Source organism: Acinetobacter sp. ACZLY 512 (assembly GCF_023614015.1).
Classification (GTDB): Bacteria; Pseudomonadota; Gammaproteobacteria; order Pseudomonadales; family Moraxellaceae; genus Acinetobacter; species Acinetobacter soli.
The window spans coordinates 421,049-438,928 of sequence record NZ_JAKIVI010000002.1 but is presented as its reverse complement, the minus strand read 5'-3'; the positions used below and the strand labels follow the sequence as shown (position 1 = coordinate 438,928).

22 protein-coding genes are annotated in these 17,880 nt (G+C 47.3%); 10 read left to right on the top strand and 12 right to left on the bottom strand.

Annotated features, from left to right (window positions below):
- The first annotated feature begins 87 nt into the window (after positions 1-87).
- From L2096_RS04520 to L2096_RS04505, 4 genes are all read left to right on the top strand, one after another.
- Complete coding sequence (locus tag L2096_RS04520; protein WP_004933584.1) at positions 88-465, top strand: hypothetical protein; 378 nt, start codon at positions 88-90, stop codon at positions 463-465.
- Between the two features lie 102 nt (positions 466-567).
- The gene (gene dnaJ, locus L2096_RS04515; protein ID WP_250364941.1) at positions 568-1,686 is read left to right on the top strand and encodes a molecular chaperone DnaJ; all 1,119 of its coding nucleotides are present in this window, start codon (positions 568-570) and stop codon (positions 1,684-1,686) included.
- A 118-nt stretch (positions 1,687-1,804) separates the two neighbouring features.
- Positions 1,805-2,626 (top strand): 4-hydroxy-tetrahydrodipicolinate reductase, encoded by an 822-nt coding sequence (dapB, locus tag L2096_RS04510; protein WP_004933588.1) that lies wholly within the window; start codon positions 1,805-1,807, stop codon positions 2,624-2,626.
- Between the two features lie 199 nt (positions 2,627-2,825).
- Positions 2,826-3,473 carry an START domain-containing protein gene (locus L2096_RS04505; protein WP_004944619.1) on the top strand — a complete coding sequence of 216 codons (648 nt, stop codon included), beginning with the start codon at positions 2,826-2,828 and terminating at the stop codon, positions 3,471-3,473.
- Between the two features lie 48 nt (positions 3,474-3,521).
- On the opposite strand, the gene L2096_RS04500 is transcribed toward L2096_RS04505, so the two are convergent.
- A complete protein-coding gene (locus L2096_RS04500) occupies positions 3,522-4,700 on the bottom strand; it encodes an MFS transporter (RefSeq protein WP_004944623.1) in 1,179 nt (392 codons plus the stop codon).
- A 9-nt stretch (positions 4,701-4,709) separates the two neighbouring features.
- Positions 4,710-5,513 (bottom strand): 2,5-didehydrogluconate reductase DkgB, encoded by an 804-nt coding sequence (dkgB, locus tag L2096_RS04495; RefSeq protein WP_025096041.1) that lies wholly within the window; start codon positions 5,511-5,513, stop codon positions 4,710-4,712.
- A 141-nt stretch (positions 5,514-5,654) separates the two neighbouring features.
- Here dkgB and L2096_RS04490 point away from each other — a divergent pair, with 141 nt between their 5' ends.
- Complete coding sequence (locus L2096_RS04490) at positions 5,655-6,560, top strand: LysR family transcriptional regulator (protein ID WP_250364940.1); 906 nt, start codon at positions 5,655-5,657, stop codon at positions 6,558-6,560.
- Here L2096_RS04490 and L2096_RS04485 read toward each other — a convergent pair.
- Positions 6,543-6,896, bottom strand: coding sequence for a hypothetical protein (locus L2096_RS04485; RefSeq protein WP_250364939.1), 354 nt, complete (start codon positions 6,894-6,896; stop codon positions 6,543-6,545). The two genes, L2096_RS04490 and L2096_RS04485, sit on opposite strands and share 18 nt — an antisense overlap.
- 90 nt (positions 6,897-6,986) lie before the next feature.
- Here L2096_RS04485 and L2096_RS04480 point away from each other — a divergent pair, with 90 nt between their 5' ends.
- On the top strand, positions 6,987-8,399 hold the full coding sequence (locus tag L2096_RS04480; RefSeq protein WP_004933615.1) for an aminotransferase-like domain-containing protein: 1,413 nt from the start codon (positions 6,987-6,989) through the stop codon (positions 8,397-8,399).
- Between the two features lie 42 nt (positions 8,400-8,441).
- Here L2096_RS04480 and ahr read toward each other — a convergent pair whose 3' ends face one another.
- The 8 genes from ahr to L2096_RS04440 all read right to left on the bottom strand — a co-directional run bounded on the left by ahr (position 8,442) and on the right by L2096_RS04440 (position 13,590).
- Positions 8,442-9,464: an NADPH-dependent aldehyde reductase Ahr gene (gene ahr / locus L2096_RS04475; RefSeq protein ID WP_004933617.1), complete on the bottom strand. Its 1,023-nt coding sequence runs from the start codon at positions 9,462-9,464 to the stop codon at positions 8,442-8,444.
- Positions 9,465-9,487: 23 nt separating this feature from the next.
- Positions 9,488-10,042, bottom strand: a complete 555-nt coding sequence (locus L2096_RS04470; RefSeq protein ID WP_004933621.1) for a DNA-3-methyladenine glycosylase I — start codon at positions 10,040-10,042, stop codon at positions 9,488-9,490.
- 34 nt (positions 10,043-10,076) lie between these two features.
- The gene (locus L2096_RS04465) at positions 10,077-10,322 is read right to left on the bottom strand and encodes a hypothetical protein (protein WP_055415563.1); all 246 of its coding nucleotides are present in this window, start codon (positions 10,320-10,322) and stop codon (positions 10,077-10,079) included.
- Positions 10,323-10,333: 11 nt separating this feature from the next.
- On the bottom strand, positions 10,334-10,870 hold the full coding sequence (locus L2096_RS04460) for a M23 family metallopeptidase (protein WP_004933628.1): 537 nt from the start codon (positions 10,868-10,870) through the stop codon (positions 10,334-10,336).
- Positions 10,871-10,907: 37 nt separating this feature from the next.
- Entirely contained in the window at positions 10,908-11,942 is a 1,035-nt protein-coding gene (mutY, locus tag L2096_RS04455) for an A/G-specific adenine glycosylase (protein ID WP_250364938.1), read from the bottom strand.
- A 130-nt stretch (positions 11,943-12,072) separates the two neighbouring features.
- The gene (locus L2096_RS04450) at positions 12,073-12,435 is read right to left on the bottom strand and encodes an HIT family protein (protein ID WP_004933633.1); all 363 of its coding nucleotides are present in this window, start codon (positions 12,433-12,435) and stop codon (positions 12,073-12,075) included.
- A gap of 59 nt (positions 12,436-12,494) precedes the next feature.
- Positions 12,495-13,238, bottom strand: coding sequence for a dienelactone hydrolase family protein (locus L2096_RS04445; RefSeq protein ID WP_004933637.1), 744 nt, complete (start codon positions 13,236-13,238; stop codon positions 12,495-12,497).
- A gap of 193 nt (positions 13,239-13,431) precedes the next feature.
- Positions 13,432-13,590 carry a DUF1328 domain-containing protein gene (locus tag L2096_RS04440; RefSeq protein WP_004933640.1) on the bottom strand — a complete coding sequence of 53 codons (159 nt, stop codon included), beginning with the start codon at positions 13,588-13,590 and terminating at the stop codon, positions 13,432-13,434.
- 187 nt (positions 13,591-13,777) lie between these two features.
- Here L2096_RS04440 and L2096_RS04435 point away from each other — a divergent pair, with 187 nt between their 5' ends.
- The gene (locus L2096_RS04435; RefSeq protein WP_004933643.1) at positions 13,778-14,230 is read left to right on the top strand and encodes a YcgN family cysteine cluster protein; all 453 of its coding nucleotides are present in this window, start codon (positions 13,778-13,780) and stop codon (positions 14,228-14,230) included.
- Here the strand turns inward: L2096_RS04435 and L2096_RS04430 are convergent.
- Positions 14,227-14,865, bottom strand: a complete 639-nt coding sequence (locus L2096_RS04430; RefSeq protein WP_218261696.1) for a cation efflux transmembrane domain-containing protein — start codon at positions 14,863-14,865, stop codon at positions 14,227-14,229. The genes L2096_RS04435 and L2096_RS04430 overlap by 4 nt on opposite strands.
- A gap of 64 nt (positions 14,866-14,929) precedes the next feature.
- On the opposite strand from L2096_RS04430, the gene L2096_RS04425 reads away from it, so the two are divergent.
- The 3 genes from L2096_RS04425 (at position 14,930) to blaASDC (ending at position 17,841) form a co-directional block, all read left to right on the top strand.
- Positions 14,930-15,343: a Cd(II)/Pb(II)-responsive transcriptional regulator gene (locus L2096_RS04425; RefSeq protein WP_111812391.1), complete on the top strand. Its 414-nt coding sequence runs from the start codon at positions 14,930-14,932 to the stop codon at positions 15,341-15,343.
- A gap of 122 nt (positions 15,344-15,465) precedes the next feature.
- Positions 15,466-16,656, top strand: a complete 1,191-nt coding sequence (locus L2096_RS04420; protein WP_048765198.1) for a PQQ-dependent sugar dehydrogenase — start codon at positions 15,466-15,468, stop codon at positions 16,654-16,656.
- A complete protein-coding gene (gene blaASDC / locus L2096_RS04415) occupies positions 16,657-17,841 on the top strand; it encodes an ASDC family class C beta-lactamase (protein WP_250364937.1) in 1,185 nt (394 codons plus the stop codon).
- Positions 17,842-17,880 lie beyond the last annotated feature (39 nt).

Here is a 17,880-nt window from a genome sequence, read left to right as displayed (position 1 = left end):
TAGCACCTTATTGTTAACACAAAAAAACAGAGCATACATTCATTGCAATGAAACCTAAAAATGCAATGGATTCGAGGTTAGATACGAATGGGGCAAGATCAATTAAAACAGCATCGTCGTTATATTACGATTTCTTATGTCTGTATGTTTCTTGCATTGGCAAGTGTGGTTTTAGCAGTGGTTGCCTATTTTCTGGCTCGAAAAGTTGCTCTGGTTGAAAATGCAGAAGTCTGGATTCAGGCGCACGGCGTCTGGATCATGCACAGTACCGTGCTATTTCTGCTCATGACCTTATTTGCCTCGCTTTGGTTTATTCCCCTGATTTTCTTTGCATGGAACAGCGCACTCTGGGTTACCGCGTTGACCATTGCCGGTGTGATTTTTGCTGCAATTGCCTGGTTGTATTTGCTCAATGCATTGATTAAAGGCATGTCTAAGTATTTAAAAAAGAAAGCGGTTTTTTAAAACCGTTATTTTTTTTCGCAATTTCCCTTGTAATCATGACGCACGCCCCCAACTTAATCGCAATCAGGTATTAAATAAATTCCGTGAGGAGCATCGCCAGTCATGGCTAAACGAGATTATTATGAGGTTTTAGGCGTTTCGAAAACCGCAGGTGATGATGAGATCAAAAAAGCCTACCGTAAGTTGGCGATGAAGTATCACCCGGACCGTAACCCCGATAACCACGAAGCAGAAGAAAAGTTTAAAGAAGCTGCTGAAGCATACGAAGTACTGTCCGATGCTGAAAAGCGCAGCATGTACGACCGCATGGGTCATAATGCATTTGAAGGCGGTTTTGGCGGTGGCGGTGGTGGCTTCGGCGGATTTAGCGCAGAAGACATTTTTAGTCAGTTTGGCGATATTTTTGGTGGTGCCTTCGGTGGCGGCGGTGGTCGTCAGCAACAGCGTCAACGCCGTGGCTCAGACCTGCGCTACGTAATGGAACTTACGCTTGAAGAAGCGGTTCGTGGAGTGAAGAAAACCATTACCTTTACTGCACCAGCACCGTGTGAAGTGTGTGACGGTAAAGGCTCGAAAAATCCGAATGACGTTGAAACCTGCCGAACCTGTCATGGCTCGGGTCAGGTACGTATGCAGCAAGGCTTTTTCTCGGTTCAGCAAACCTGTGGCACCTGTCGTGGCCAAGGTAAAATTATTAAAAATCCATGTAATACATGTCATGGTTCAGGCGTTGCCGACCGTCAGCAAACCTTAGAAGTGACCATCCCTGCTGGCGTAGACAACGGCGACCGTGTACGTTTAAGCGGTAAAGGCGAAGCGGTACGTGATGGCCAGTCTGGCGATCTTTACGTCGAAGTAGTGGTGCGCGAGCATGAAATCTTCCAGCGTGATGGTGCAGACCTATATATGGATGTGCCGGTCAGCATTGCAGATGCTGCATTGGGTAAAGAGATTGAAATTCCAACGCTTGAAGGCCGCGTGAGTTTAAAGATTCCAGAAGGCACGCAAACTGGCAAACTGTTCCGCTTGCGCGGTAAAGGCGTACGTCCAGTGCGTAGCAGCATGGTCGGTGATTTGCTTTGCCGTATTGTGGTTGAAACACCAGTAAACTTGACCAGCCGTCAGCGTGAACTGTTAAAAGAATTGCAAGCCAGCTTGGATGGAGACGATCACGGTTCTTCACCTAAGAAAAAATCCTTTCTCGACCGTTTGTTCGATTAAGTGATACTGAAAAAAACCTGCTTCGGCAGGTTTTTTTATGGCGATTTTTTTAGCGCACTGCCTGAGTTTTGATATAGTAGGCTGCAACGTTTGATTATCTATTTTCAGGATTAAAATTATGTCAGCATCTCCACGCATTGGTGTTTTGGGTGCGGGTGGCCGTATGGGTCGCATTCTTATTCAGGCTGTGCAACAGGCCGGCTATCAGTTGGCGGCGGCGGTTGAGCGCCCAGAAAGCAGCTTGGTCGGTACAGATGCAGGTGAGCTGGCAGGAATCGGATCGATTGGGGTCAAGGTGGCGGGTAGCCTGTCTGAAGTATTAAAAGACTGCGATGTGGTGATTGATTTTACTGCACCTGTTGCGACCGAGCAGCATCTACAACTGTGTGCTGAGGCTGGTGTGGCCATGGTGATTGGCACGACAGGTTTTTCAGAACAACAGAAGCAACTTTTGAACGAGACCGCAACGCGTACTCCAGTGGTGTATGCTGCAAACTATTCGGTAGGGGTAAACGTTTCAATCAAATTGCTTGAGCTTGCCTCTAAAGTATTTGGCGACAGTGTGGATATCGAGATTATTGAAGCACATCATCGTCATAAAGTAGATGCGCCGTCTGGCACTGCACTGATGATGGGTGAGGCGATTGCAGAAACCCTAGGCCGTGACTTGAAAACCGATGCAGTGTATTGTCGTGAAGGGCATACTGGTGCACGTGAGCGTCAAAGTATTGGCTTTCAAACCATCCGTGGCGGCGATATCGTCGGTGAACATACCGCGATGTTTATTGGTGAAGGTGAACGTGTTGAGATCACTCACAAAGCCACCAACCGCATGAATTTTGCATCGGGTGCTGTGCGTGCTGCGGCATGGGTGGTCGGACGAGATGCCCGCAAATACGACATGAAAGATGTACTGGGTTTTAACGAGATCGACGTATAAAGCTTCATTCTTATTCTTCTTAATAAACCAAATCGTCTCACATTGAGGCGATTTGGCCTTAAAATAAAAAATGACCGAATACCCATAAGGCGCTGCCACCTATAAAGTCTGTCGTTGAGCCGTGTCAAGCAATTGGCTTTGGTGCAACCCAATGATACTGCTCGAACTTGCTCGGTATGGCATAAATAATGAGAACAATATGAAAAAAAAATCATGGCTTTTGGCTTTGCTGCTCACATTGACCACATCTGCCCAAAGTGCGCCTGCCAACGAAAAACTGAGCCTTGTTCGCAACAATATCAAGGTCTGGACCTATCGTTCAGAGGCCAATCCGGTGATTCAATATAAGGCAGAAACCACCTATGATGTGCCGCTTGAGCGGGCGGTCAGTTTGGTGCTTGACGTCGCTCGTGCGCCAGAGTGGGTGCCTTATATGGGGGATGCCAAGATTTTGTCGAGAGACGACAAGAAGGGCGAGTTTGTACTGTATATGGTGCTCGATTTTCCTTTTCCGCTAAAAGATCGTGATGTGGTGGTGAAAAGTAGTTTGAGTAAGGATGCGACAGGCCGTATCGTGATTCGAAATATGGCCTTGTCTGGTGGATATCCCGAACAGCCGGGCCGAATTCGCATACATCACTATGTCGGAGACTGGACGTTTCAAAAGTTAGGTGCGCAGAAAGTAAAGGTCACCACATCGGGTTACGCCGACCCTGCAGGAAGTATTCCGCTGAGTTTTGTGAATATGTTTGTCGAGCAGCAGCCCTATCAAATGCTGATGAAAATGAAAACAGAGCTGGCACAGTCCACAGTATCGAATGTCTATTTACCCGACGTGTTAAAATAAAGCAATAAAAGTAAAGCAATAAAAAAGCGTCCCTGAGGACGCTTAAATTTAGTCGGTGCATGGTTTGGCATGAGAATGCGCGGTCTGTGCCACTCGCATTTGCAGCAGTACCAGCAGTAACCCTAATCCAGCTAAACCAGCACCGGTGTAGGAGACGGCTGCATAACCGAGCTGCTGACTCAAGACCCAGCCACCTGCCGCGGCACCCAGTGCATTGCCTAAATTAAATGCACCCACATTAATCGATGATGCCAGCCCGGGCGCCTCGTGTGCAATTTTCATGACGCGCATTTGGACCGGAGGAACCAGACCAAAAGTGGCAATACCCCAGAGAATCACGGCAATCGCTGCGCCCAGTTGTGTTTGCGCCAACCATGGAAAGAGTAACATCATCACGATTACCATCGATAAGAAACCAATCAGCGTTGCATTTAAAGCGCGATCCGCCAATCTGCCTCCCAAGTGATTGCCAATCGAAAATCCAATCCCGATCAGAACCAGCATCAGCGTTACAAAGCTCGGTGTTGCATCGTTAAAGCGATGCAAACTCGGTGCAATGTAGGTGTAGAGGCTAAACATCGCACCAGAGCCCAATACCGTGGTCAGCAGTGCCATCAAGACGGGAAACCGGGTCAGCACCTTTAGTTCTGCTCGAATATTCGGACGTTGACCCGACTGCCCCTGTGGCAAGGCTTGATACAACGAGATCATGGTCAATAGCCCCAGTCCCGAAATACTTAAAAATGCCATTCGCCAGCCAATTGTCTGACCAAGCCATGTGGCCAGAGGAACTCCCCCAATATTGGCAATGGTCAGGCCCATAAACATGGCTGCCACGGCACTGGCCTGTTTATGCACGGGAACCACACTGGCCGCCACCACCGAACCAATGCCGAAAAATGCGCCATGATTGAGACTGGTGATGAGGCGTGCGGCCATCAGGCTCCAGTAATTCGGTGCCAGTGCCGCTAAAATATTGCCCACGGTAAACAGTGTCATCAGTAAGATTAACGCCTTGCGCCGTGGCACATGCCCCAGCCAAAGCGTCATGATCGGTGCACCGAGCATAACGCCCAAGGCATATCCTGTAATCAACATTCCCGCTGTCGGAATACTGATCTGTAAATCACTGGCGATATTGGGCAATAAGCCCATTGGTGAAAATTCGGTGGTTCCAATGGCAAACGCACCTATCGCCAAGGCGAGCAGAGGAAAGTTCAGTTTCATGGCCTAATCTCAGTCCCACTCAGGAGCAAGTTCAGCCGGATTGACCTCTCGACCGTTACGCTCAAGCGCTGCTATCTGTTGCATGTCATCTGCACTCAGCTGAATCTGCTGTGCTTGCAGATTTTGAATCAGATGTTCACGCTGCGTCGAAGATGGAATGACGGCAAAACCGCGTTGTAACGCCCATGCCAGTGCAATTTGAGCGGTACTGGCCTGATGCTGGGCCGCAATAGCCTTGAGTACGGGATCTTGCAAGACTTTGCCGTAGGCCAGTGTCATGTAGGAGGTAACGTCAATCTCATGCTGTTTGAGCATATCAACCAGTTTGGCATTTTGCAGATACGGACTCAGTTCGATCTGGTTGGTGGCAATGTGCTCTGCACCGACTGTATCGATTGCCAGTTGCGTTTGTGCGATATTAAAATTTGAAATCCCGATATGCTGGGTCAAGCCTTGCTGTTTGGCCTGCATCAATAGCTGCATGACAGCCACCAGATCAATGTTTTTTTGTGGCGCAGGCCAATGCACCAAGGTTAAATTCACAGCGTCGGTTTTGAGTTTCACCAAGCTGTCTTTTAAGCTGGAGATTAAATCTTGTTCGTTCAGATTGCTGACCCAGATTTTAGTGGTTAAAAATAACTGGTCACGTGCCACACCGCTGGCTTGAATGGCTTGACCTACTTCGGCTTCGTTGTCATAAATCTGGGCTGTATCGATGGCGCGATAACCGACTTCTAAGGCGGTTTTCACCGCATCCACCACCACCTGATCTTTTAAACGAAACGTACCTAAACCAAATGCAGGAAGAATCATATGCGTACCTATTTTTTACGCCCGCGGACTGCGAGCAAGAATTTAAAACAATGATGATTATTCTGCGGTGATAATTGTTGCGAAAAAATACTGCAATACGCAAAATATCATTGAGTATTTGTCAAGAATCATGATCTAGATATGAAATCGACCATAGAAGAGCTAGTTGCGTTTATTCGTATTGTCGATGCCGGATCGATTGTATCGGCTGCAGAGCAACTCAATCAAACGCCATCGGGTATTAGCCGTGCACTTAACCGGCTTGAAAAAAAACTCAATGTGACCTTACTAGAACGAACCACGCGTAAAATTAAACTCACTCAAGAGGGCAGTTTATTTTTGGTACGGGCACGGACGATTTTGGCCGATCTGTCAGATGCCGAAGAGGCACTGTTAAAATCGGACAGTGATACCTCGGGACAGCTTCGCGTCGATTCGGCCACACCGTTTGTGCTGCACGTGATTACACCCTTAATGAAAAAATTCATGCAGCGCTATCCCAATATCGAGATCGAACTCAATAACAACGATCAGGTGATTGATCTACTTGAATACAAAACAGATGTTGCGATTCGTTTTGGCGCATTGCATGACTCCAGTTTGCATGCACGGCTGATCTGCAAAAGCCGGCTTTATATTGTAGCCAGTCCTGAATATCTGGCCGAACATGGGCATCCACGACATTCACATGAACTGAATACGCATCAGACCATTGGCTTTAGCCGTCCGGTATATTTAAATACATGGCCCCTCAAGGTGGGTGAGGAGTATTACAGGATTGAACCTAAAATTACTGCCTCCAGTGGTGAAACTGTCCGTCAGCTGGCATTGAGTGGCCACGGCATTGCACGTTTATCTGAGTTCGAGATCTGGCAAGACCTACAAGCAGGCCGACTGGTAGCATTGTTTGAAGATCAAATTGAGCGGCAGCTTCAGCATATTCATGCAGTGTACTATCAGCAAAAGCACTTGCCAAACCGCATCCGCTTATTCATCGACTTTTTGGCCGATGAGCTAAAAGATCAATTTTCAACGCCAGATGAATGATTGTGTGCCACTTGGAAGCTGAACCTGCAATAAGGATGCATGTTCGTTGGGGCGCTGTATACGAAACAGATTTTGATTCTGGCTGCATTCAAACACCAATTGCTCGGTTTTTAATGTGCCGATCAGCATGCCATGCTCACTGGCTGGACGATACTGATAGCGGATCTGGTTGGGAGTATGCGACTCGCGCTGCCAGAGTCGAAAATCATACAGTTGCTGCATTTTAAGATAGCCCTGAATCATACTCTGACAAATATAATCTTGCTGCTGCTGTTTCGCATCGAGCGGATGACAGGCGCTTAACAGGAATATAAATATAAACCCTAACTTTTTCATGGTGTTATCTCATATATGTTGCTTTTTAGAGGTTAATCGGTTTGTATGAATCAATACAGATACAGATTTTTATAAAAAAGCGGTACAGATATGGCCTTTCACTATCAGCGCTTGGCACAGCAGATTGCACATAAAATTTATCAGCAACAGTTATTGCCGCAGCAGAAGTTAAGTTCTTTGCGTGATTTTGCAGCCCAGCATCATGTGAGTGTCAGCACTGCAAAAAGTTGTTATGAATGGCTTGAGGCGCAGGGGTTGATCTATGTCCGTCCAAAATCGGGCTATTTTGTCAAACCCAGAAGTGGGTTGAGTCGTTTACCCGTCAGCCCTGAATTTGAATCGATGCCACGTGAGGTTTCCAATCTGATGTTACAAAATCAGATTCAGGAAGCCTCTATTCAAAATCATTTGATTCCCTTTGGCGCTATTCAGCTTAGCCCTGAGCTGGTGCCAATCGATGGCTTGCGTCGCTCGATACAACGCGCCTTGAAATATTGCAAACCTGAAGATTTTTTGTATTGTGAAAAGCAGGGCCATTTGCGCTTACGTCAGGCACTGAGTGAACACTGGCGTGAAGACGGCATTTATGTGGCACCCAGTGATATCTTTATCACCAATGGGTGTATGCCGGCATTGTCGTTATTGATTCAGCAGTTAAGTCGTGAAGGCGATAGTGTCCTGATTCCAACGCCGACTTTTAACGGACAGCTGCAAATGCTGGCGGGTTTAAATCGACATATTATCGAGATTCCAGCAGACCATAGCGGCATTGATCTATTGCGCCTTGAACAGGCCATGCAGCAGCATCGACCGAAATTGTGTTTGCTCACGGCCAATTACCAAAATCCCTTGGGCTATTGTTTGGCCGATCAGGATAAGCAGACCATTGCGCAGTTAGCGGCACGTTATGAATGTATTATTTTAGAAGATGATATCTACGCCGAATGCAGTCACAACGGGCAGCGCCCGCGACCGATTAAACACTGGGACGAGGCAGGGTATGTGGTCTGGGTCAGTTCGGTGTCAAAATCATTATCGAGCGCGTATAGAATCGGCTGGTTTTGTATTGGGGCACAGCTCGAATCCATGCGTCCACAGTTTCTTTCACACAACATGATTGTGAATACACCATTGCAACTGGCGCTGGCCGATTTTATTTTTAGTCGTGCCTATCGTGCACATCTGAATCAGTTATATCCACGTTTGCTTCAACAGGTCGAAGCCTATCGAGACGCGATTTTAAATGCATTTGCGCCTTTAAGCATTGGTTTGAGTCAGCCTCAAGGGGGCTATGCCTTATGGCTTGAGCTACCCGAAACTATCAATAGTATGACGTTATACGAGGTTGCCCAGCAACACGGCATCAATATTGTTCCGGGTACGGTATTTGGTGAAGATCAGCGTTATGGACATTTTATCCGGCTGAGTGTGGGGCATGCTTTGCGGCGTGATTATCATGCAGCGATTATCTTTTTGGCAGATTGGGTGAAACAGCATGGTTAAAATCTGGCGATCACAAGCGATCACCAGATTTATGCGAGCAGATTAAAAATCGGCTTGGAGCACAATTCGATAACGTGCCTTGCCCGAGTGTAGACGCTCAAGCGCATCATTGAGCTTCGACATAGGATACATCTCGATTTGCGGCGCGATATTTTTACGGGCAGCAAATTCGAGCAGCTTGCGTAAGGCAGCAGGCGAGCCAGTAGGCGATGCGGTTAGTGATTTAGCACCTCCAAGTAGCGCACCGACAGGTACAGGAATCGGCTCCATCACCACGCCCAAAAAGTGGAAGGTACCATTAGGTGCCAATGTGTTTAGATACGCATTCCAGTTTAAAGGCACATTGACCGTACTCAGCAGTAAATCAAATTTACCTTGTTGCGATTTAATTTCGGCATCATCACGGCTATTGACCACGTGATCGGCACCCATGGCTTTGAGTTCGTCGGTTTTACTTGGATTTGAACTAAACGCAGTAATTTCGCAGCCCCATGCTTTTAATAGCTTGATGGCCATATGCCCCAGTCCGCCAATCCCAATCACGGCAACGTGATGAATCGCTTGAATCTGATGTTTTAATATGGGGTCAAACACGGTAATTCCACCGCACAACAGTGGCCCGGCACTGGTTGGATCAAGTTCGTCTGGTAAGGGAATGACCCATTGCCAGCCGGCACGGACTTTATTGGCAAAGCCACCCGCATGGCCAACAATGGTTGCGGTATTTTCACCAGTACACAAGACCTGCTGACCACTGATACACTGATCACAGGCCTGGCAGCTTTCTGCCGTCCAGCCAATCCCGACACGTTGACCCAGTTTGAGCCCTTTGGCTTCGCTGCCAAGCTGCGTAATGGTACCAATGACTTCGTGACCTGCCACCACTGGATAAACCGAAGAATGCCACTCATTGTTGATGACCGAAACATCGGAATGGCACAGCCCACAATATTCGACTTTGACTTCTACCTGATGGGGCAATAGTTCACCGGCATCAAATGTATACGGCACGAGTGCTTCGCCAGCTTTCATTGCGGCGTAAGCTTGAATTTCATTACTGCTCATGATTGACATCCTTAATGCTTGACTCATTTAAACGAACAATCATCTTCATGATCATTCACCATGCCTACAGCCTGCATAAATGCATAACAGGTCGTGGGTCCTACAAATTTGAATCCAAGTTTTTTAAGTTGTTTAGACAACTGGACACTGAGCTCTGTTTGAGCCGGGGCTTGCCGATAATCTTGAACATCATTAAGTATTGGTTGATGTTGCACCTTTTCCCATAACCATGTTGAAACATCCTGTGTCTGATGTTTAAGTGATTGCCAAGCAATCGCATTATCACGAATGGCTTTGAGCTTGCCGATGTGTCGGATCAAGCCTTTATCCTCTAATTTGAGTTCCAGTTGGTCATTTGTGAACTTGGCAATTTCTTCAATGGAATGCTGAAAAAAATGTTGTCTATAAGCTTCTCGCTTTTTTAACACCGTGATCCAAGAGAGCCCGGCTTGTTGACCTTCGAGGCATAGCATTTCAAAGAGTTTGGCTTCATCATGTTCGGGTTTACCCCACTCATGATCGTGATAAGCCATATACACAGGATCTGTAGAACACCAGCCACAGCGCCGAACACTCATCTTATGCTCCTTGAAATTGAATCTTAATCTATTGTTATAATGTAAAACGCGTCCACTGATCGGACGATGTGTTCCAATAATATAATTCTGCGCGTTCTAAGTTTTCAAACTTGATCCAGAAATCCTGACCTGATTTATCGGCATAGCCAGTACTGATCAAGAGGGCATCCTCTGTAATTTCCATGATCCAGCCTTGATAGCTTTGACCATCTATACAGATTTTTTGTTGATTCCCCGATTCGGCAAATTCGACCAGTCGATTAACCAAAGCTTCAGACATCATTTAAGTTCCTAACGTAAATATGGATAAGGGTTTACTGCACCACGGCCTTTTCCGTCCAGATAAAGTCCATAATGCAAATGGGGAAGGGTATGGCGTGCATTTCCGGTATTGCCTACATACCCGATCAGTTCGCCTTTTTTGACAGCATCACCCACGCTTAAACCACGTTTGTGTCCGTCCAAATGGGCATAATAATGCCATGAAGCGGCCGGACCAATAATCCAGATGACTTTACCACCTAAGTTGTTGTCTCGTAAGTCTGCAACAATCCCATCGGTGGTGCTGTATATTTTTGTTCCACGTGGAGCAAGTATATCGATGCCTTCATGCCGACGACCATGACTGCGCGCAGCTCCCCATGTATCACTGAGTGCATCGCGTTGAATGCCTTTCACCGGAATGGGCAGGCGATGGCTGAGCGGGGTGGCCTTTAATCGTGCCAGATCTGCGCTGGGCAGAGGCGTTGTTTTTTTTGGTGTTGTGGTACAGGCAGACAACACAACCGTTACAAAGATGATCCCAATATAGACAAAAAAAGGGCGCACAGCTCCTCCTTGGATGTGTCTTTTGGGCATCACTATGTCATGAATCCAGCGCAGAGATCAATTTTTTCATCGCGGTGGGAATACCCCGAGATGTGGCTTCTTCGGGGCTGAGCCACTCGCCGGCAGCCGCACTCATCAAATGCTCCTTTTGATCATGTTCCACGTGAAACATCTGTACATTCAACACCCAAGTAAAGTGGGTGAAGCTGTGGCTGATCTGTACGTTTTGCGCCAGCGGACTGAGACCATACTCCCTAACCCATTGCTGTATCTCGCCTGAATGCTCGATAATCGGGAGACACCACAAGCCACCCCAAAGTCCGCTTGCATCGCGTTGCTGCCAAAACCACTGTTGTTCCGACTGGATTAACAGTACTTCGGCGTGGCGTATCGGCACTGGTTTTTTGGGCTTCTTATAAGGTAATTCATTTTCGATGCCTTGCTGATGTGCCTTGCAGTGCTGCTGCATTGGACAATACAAACACAACGGTTTTTTAGGCGTACAAATGGTTGCACCTAAATCCATAATCGCTTGGGTATAGTCGTGATTACGCTGCCGAGGGCAGAGCTGCGTTGCAATCTGCCACAGCATGCGCTCGTTGACAGGTTTGCTAAAGTCATCTTCGAGTGCCAAAAAACGTGATAAGACACGTTTGACGTTGCCGTCCATAATCACGCCATATTGGCGTAATCCGAGCGACATCAATGCGCCAGCTGTGGAGCGTCCAATTCCGGGTAAGGCCATCCAGCCGTCTAGATCGTGAGGAAAATGACCTTGCCGATGCACAATGCCTGCTGCCTTATGCAGATTGCGTGCCCGCGCATAATAGCCCAGACCGGCCCAGTAGGGCGCGACATCATCCCATGTGGCACTGCCGAGAGCATCGACAGTGGGAAAGCGCGTCATAAAGCGTTCAAAATATTGCAATACGGTTTTGACTTGTGTCTGCTGCAACATGATTTCAGAGACCCAAACCTTATAAGGGTCATCGGCCACCTGCCAAGGCAAGTCGTGTCGGCCATGTTGATCAAACCAAGTCAGCAATGCATCGGAAAAACAAAAATCAGACATGAAATCATACAGCGGCAGGGAAGGGGTCAGTATACCCAAATTGAATTATCACAGCTATCCGTTGCAAGTAAAGCCATGCAAAAGGGACGATCATTGATCGTCCCTGAGCTGATACTATGCGTGTGCCGGTTTAGTCTTGCACAATCCCCCAGCGCTTATCGAGCTTGAGCTGCTGCCCTTTATAGCGTGGAATGATGTGAATATGCAGATGCTCAGACGCTTCGCCAAAGACATCGCCGTCATTAAAAGCCACATGGAAACCATCGGGTTGATGACGAAGTTTGAGTTCATTACGTGCAAGTTCGAGTAAAGAAAGCAGGCTTTTACGCTCTTTATCTGTCACTTCAAAAAAAGAACTGACATGACGAATCGGGATGATGATGGAGTGTCCTTTGGACAGAGGATTTGCCTCGGGCAAAATTACACCAAAATCATTTTTATCAATGACGTCGTAGTCGTCAAATTCACAATAAGGGCATTTTTTCTCTGTCATTTTCATATCCTCGATTGATGTTGTTCTTTAAACCCTTGTGTCCTAGCACCGTTTATACATCACTTTGCACACAGATGACGTTCAAGTAAGGCATACATAGCAGCCAAACTGTCTTGCTCTGCTTGTGCACTATAGCCTAAATCTACCCCATTTGCTTTGGCTCGTTCATCGGCAAGCGGGTTACTAAAGCCATGTTTGGCACCTTCCAATACCACGACACTGTAGTCCACCTCTGCATTGTTCATTTCTTCTTTGAATTTAGCAACATCTTCAAGTGTGACCATGCTGTCTTTTTCACCATGTAATACTAAAATTTCACCCTGAATTTGTCCTTTTTGTGCAGGTGCTTTCGGGGCGAGTGTGCCGTGAAACGAAACGACCGCTTTTAAGGGCGCACCTTCGCGTGCCAGATCGAGCACAACTTTACCGCCATAACAAAATCCAATCGCGGCCACATGACTTGCATCCACTTCAGGTTGTGCTTGGAGTGTTTCAAGACCCGCCGTTGCACGTGTGACGATGGTATCTGGATCTTGAAAGGTTTGCGTCATCCACTCATTGGCCTGGGCTGCCTCTGTGGTTACTTTTTTCTCGCCATACATATCGATCGCCAGTGCCGCATAACCATGCTCGGCCAATTCACGAGCACGCTGTAGCGTATAGTCGGTGCGACCCCACCATTCAGGTGCCACAATCACACCTGCAACCGGGCTTTTAGTAGCGGGGGCTGCAAAAAAACCAATCAGATGAGTACCGTCCTTTGCGGTGTACTCAATTTCACGAGTAATAATCGATGCTGTCATGGGTTAAATCCTTATAAAGAATAAAAGTCAGCTTGTGCAGATCAGGCACTATGTGACTCAAAGAGCCTGCTACATGGTCTCAGGATGTTCAAAAAAATAGTGGGTTGATGTAAGATTTTCAAGATAAAAAAGAAGGACCGTACAGTACGATCCCTCTTTTTTATGGTTGAAGCGTATAGACACGAATGAATCGTTATACCCGACCACGCGAGATAAATCCGATAATTGCCAAAATAACAGCAACTACGAGTAAGATCACTGCGAAATCTTTGGACAAGCCAGCAACGCCACCAAACCCTAACAGACTCGCAATAAGTGCAATCACTGCAAATATAATCGCCCAACGGAACATTTTTTTGATCTCCTTATATTTATCGTTCTTTCAATATAGAGCGAAATTTCAGATGGCTATGTGTTGTTTATGTGGCGAAAATGTATAAAACACAGCATCTTGAGGAAACATTTGTTACAAGGTCGCTCAACCACGAAGGGCCAGCAAAGAGTGTTATACTTTAGGCTCTGGTACCGAGATATTCACTATGACCACCGCACTGCGTCCCCAATTTTGGAAACACTATCCGCTTGATGCACTCAATACAGCAGAGTGGGAAGCCCTGTGCGACGGTTGCGGCCTGTGCTGTCTGATTAAACTTGAAGATGAAGACACGCATGAAATTGCCTATACGCAGGTGGCCTGCAAACTGCTCGACTGCAACACTGCGCGTTGCTCTGATTATGAAAATCGTCAAGCCAGCGTGCCCGACTGTATTCAACTGACACCTGAGCGTTTGCAAAGCATTCGTTGGTTACCGTCGAGCTGTGCCTATCGGCGTTTAAATGAAGGGAAAAACTTACCTTCATGGCATTATTTAAATACGGGCTCAAGGCAAAGTATGCTGAAAGCACGCAAATCAGCAGCAGGGCGATGTATTTCAGAAACCGAGGTACATGAAGACGATATCGAGGAATACATCGTACGCTGGATTCGTTAATCTGCCCTACGACTTTGTATGACTTGGCTATCCCGACGCTCTTGAAGTGATTGCTGAGTAACGCTCCATGCGGCAGTCAAACCCAAAAAGGCCATGATTGAGGCCACCACCAGATCGGGCCAGATGCTTTGGGTACCAAACACACCGAGTGCAGCCAGCATAATGGCGCAATTTCCAATCGCATCGTTACGGCTACACAGCCACACCGATTTCATATTGGCATCGCCATCGCGAAAGGCAAACAGTACAATCGCGCTGATCAGATTGGCCATTAAGCCCATAAAGCCAATTGCACCCATAGTCATTGCTTCAGGTGCCATGCCGTAGAATATCGACCAGAGTACTTTAAGCAATACAATCAGGGCAAAGATCCCCATGGTCAGGCCTTTAAGCAGTGCAACGGTGGCCCGCCAGTACAGGCTCATGCCCAACGCAAAAATCGAGATGATGTAATTGACGGAATCACCCAAGAAATCCAGTGCATCGGCCCATAGCGAAGTCGAGCCAATATGTGCACCGCCGAAAACTTCAATCAAAAACATGCCAAGATTTAGTAAAAGTGCAATCCATAATGCCGTTTTGAATTTAGCACTCTGATGTTTTTCGGGTGGGTGATGTTGACAGCAGCCAGCCATTTGCAAGTTCCTCAGTATAGGATAAGCTGAGTAAAAAGGCTGGAGCCGCTCCAAGGTCAAGCACATGATGAAATATTTAATTGGTGAACTGGCAAAAAAATCGCAGGTTTCTGTCGACAGCATCCGTTTCTATGAAAAACGTGGTGTGCTCAAAGCACCCAAACGTGCAGACAATAACTATCGTTACTATGATGATCAGGCACTGGATCAACTGATTTTTATACGGCATTGCCGAGAGCTTGGGATGTCTTTAAACGAGATTGAGACATTGCAGCAATTGCTCGAGCATCCTGAACAGCAATGTACGCTGGTCGATCAGGCGATCGAAATACATTTGGGCCACATCAATGAAAAAATCAAACAGTTTGAACGCTTTAAAACCGAGCTGCAACAACTCAGGCAACGTTGTCAGTCAAGTACGACCATCGACGACTGTAAAATTGTACAAACGCTCAAAGAGCATGATCCCTCAATCTAGTCGTCTTGATTGACTGTGCTAGTCTCTCGACATATCTGGTAAAACAAAACTACATATTCACAGCATTGTGCCGAGTCTGAATTTTTTATGCTACAAGATCAAAGACTCAGGAGTATAACGAGATGACGAAGCAATTTGCCACGTCGATACTGTGTAGTAGCTTTATTTTGTTGGGGGCGTGCGGTGCAAACAACACCAACTCCAAAGCACCCCAATCCAATTCGCAAAGCAGCTCAAGCGTGCAACAGGCAACCCGCGTAGAGCAAACATTTAACCAGGAAGCGGTTGCCAAATTTGATGAGCCTTGGGCGCTGACCACATTGCCCGATGACCGATTACTGATCACCGAGCGTCAAGGCAAGCTTAAACTCTTTGACCCAGCCACTCGAAAAAGTCTTGAGGTTGCGGGTGTACCGAAAGTCAGTTATGGCGGGCAGGGCGGATTGGGCGATGTGATTGTGCATCCCGATTACGCGCGAAATTCTTGGATTTATCTGAGCTATGCTGAGGCAGGCACCGGTGGATACGGTGCAGTGGTAATCCGTGCCAAACTCGATCAGACCCGTGCAGCACAGCCACGTTTGACCGATATTCAAAAAATCTGGACGCAAGTGCCCAAAATGTCGGGACAGGGCCACTATGCACATCGTTTAGCTTTTGATCAGGAAGGTAAACTCTGGATCAGTTCGGGCGAACGACAAAAGTTTGATCCAGCGCAGGATATGACGTCGAATTTGGGTAAAATTGTGCGCTTAAATGACGATGGCACGCCAGCAACCGGGAATCCATTCGCCAGTCAAGGTGGTGTTGCTGCGCAAATCTGGTCACTGGGTCATCGTAACCCGTTGGGCATGGCCTTCGATGCCAAAGGTCAGTTGTGGGTCGTTGAAATGGGCCCCAAAGGCGGTGACGAGCTGAATCGGATTGTGAAAGGTGCCAACTATGGCTATCCGATTGTTTCCAATGGTGATCATTATTCAGGAAAACCAATTCCCGATCACGATACTCGCCCAGAATTTCAAGCGCCTGAGGTGAGCTGGACACCGGTTATTTCTCCGTCCAGTATGATTATTTACCAGCATAGCGCCTTTCCAGCATGGAAAGATAAAGCCATTATCGGCGGGTTATCTTCTGAATCCATTGTGGTGGTTGATCTTCAATCGCAACCCGTACAGGAAGTACAGCGCATTGATATGCAACATCGGATTCGAGGCGTGCATGCCGCCAAAGATGGAAGTCTTTGGGTGATTCAAGATGGCGCCAATGCCAGCCTACTCAAATTAACGCCCAAATCATCAACCGACAGACTTTAAATGAAATCCACTTATTTACATCGTATCGCATCGTTCACTTTTACCGGCTGTATGGCAGGATTCATCTCCTGCACTGCAGTCGCTCAGCCACTGAGCGCGCAGCAGGTTCAGCATCAAATCGATCAGCATTTTCAGCCATTGATCGATCAGTATCAGATTCCGGGTATGTCCGTTGCAGTCACCATGCACGGACGGCATTACTACCGTCATTATGGTGTGGCATCCGTACAAACCCAGCAGGCGGTTTCTGAGCAAACACTATTTGAACTTGGTTCCGTGAGTAAACTGTTTACAGCGACCCTAACAGGTTATGCGCAAGCACAGGGCAACCTGAAACTCAGCGATCATCCCGCACAGTATTTTCCAGAGTTAAAACAAAGCGCCGTGAATCAGGCTACGCTACTGAATTTGGGTACCTATACCGCAGGGGGCTTTCCGCTACAGTTTCCCGAGCAGGTCACCAGTCAATCCGACATGGTCAAGTATTTTCAGCAGTGGCAGCCCAAAGCAGCCCCAGACCGTATTCGTGAATATTCTAATCCGAGCATTGGTTTGATGGGAGAACTGACGGCGAGAGCCATGAAAGCCCCGTATACCACCTTAATGGAGCGCAATTTGCTGGTGGCGCTGGGCATGCGCCGTACTTATATTCAGGTTCCAACTGCTCAGATGCCACATTACGCATGGGGCTATAAGGCTAAACAAGCGATTCGGGTTTCACCGGGGATGTTTGATGCACAGGCGTATGGGCTCAAAAGTACCACAGCCGATATGCTCAAGTTTTTAGATGCTGAGCTGAATCCACAGCGACTCAAACCTGCCCTGCAACAAGCAGTGGAAAGCACACAAATCGCTTATTTTAAGGTTGGGCCTATGCAGCAAGGTTTGGGGTGGGAGCAGTATGCCTATCCTGTTGCTTTAGACACTTTGCTGGCCGGTAATTCAACTCAAATGGCGCTAAATGCACAGCCGGCTCAGCCGATTGCTCATCCAGTCAAAGCGCCAGCACAAACTTGGCTAAACAAAACTGGTGCAACGAATGGCTTTGCGGCCTATGTGGTATTTATTCCAAGTGAGCAGATTGGACTGGTCATGCTGGCAAACCGTAATTTTCCCAATGAAGCCCGCATTCGTGCCGCCTATGCCACGCTTACGCAGCTTATTCAGTCTAATCACAACAAATGATCAGTTGCAGTGTAGATTCAAATTGTAGATTTGCACCAG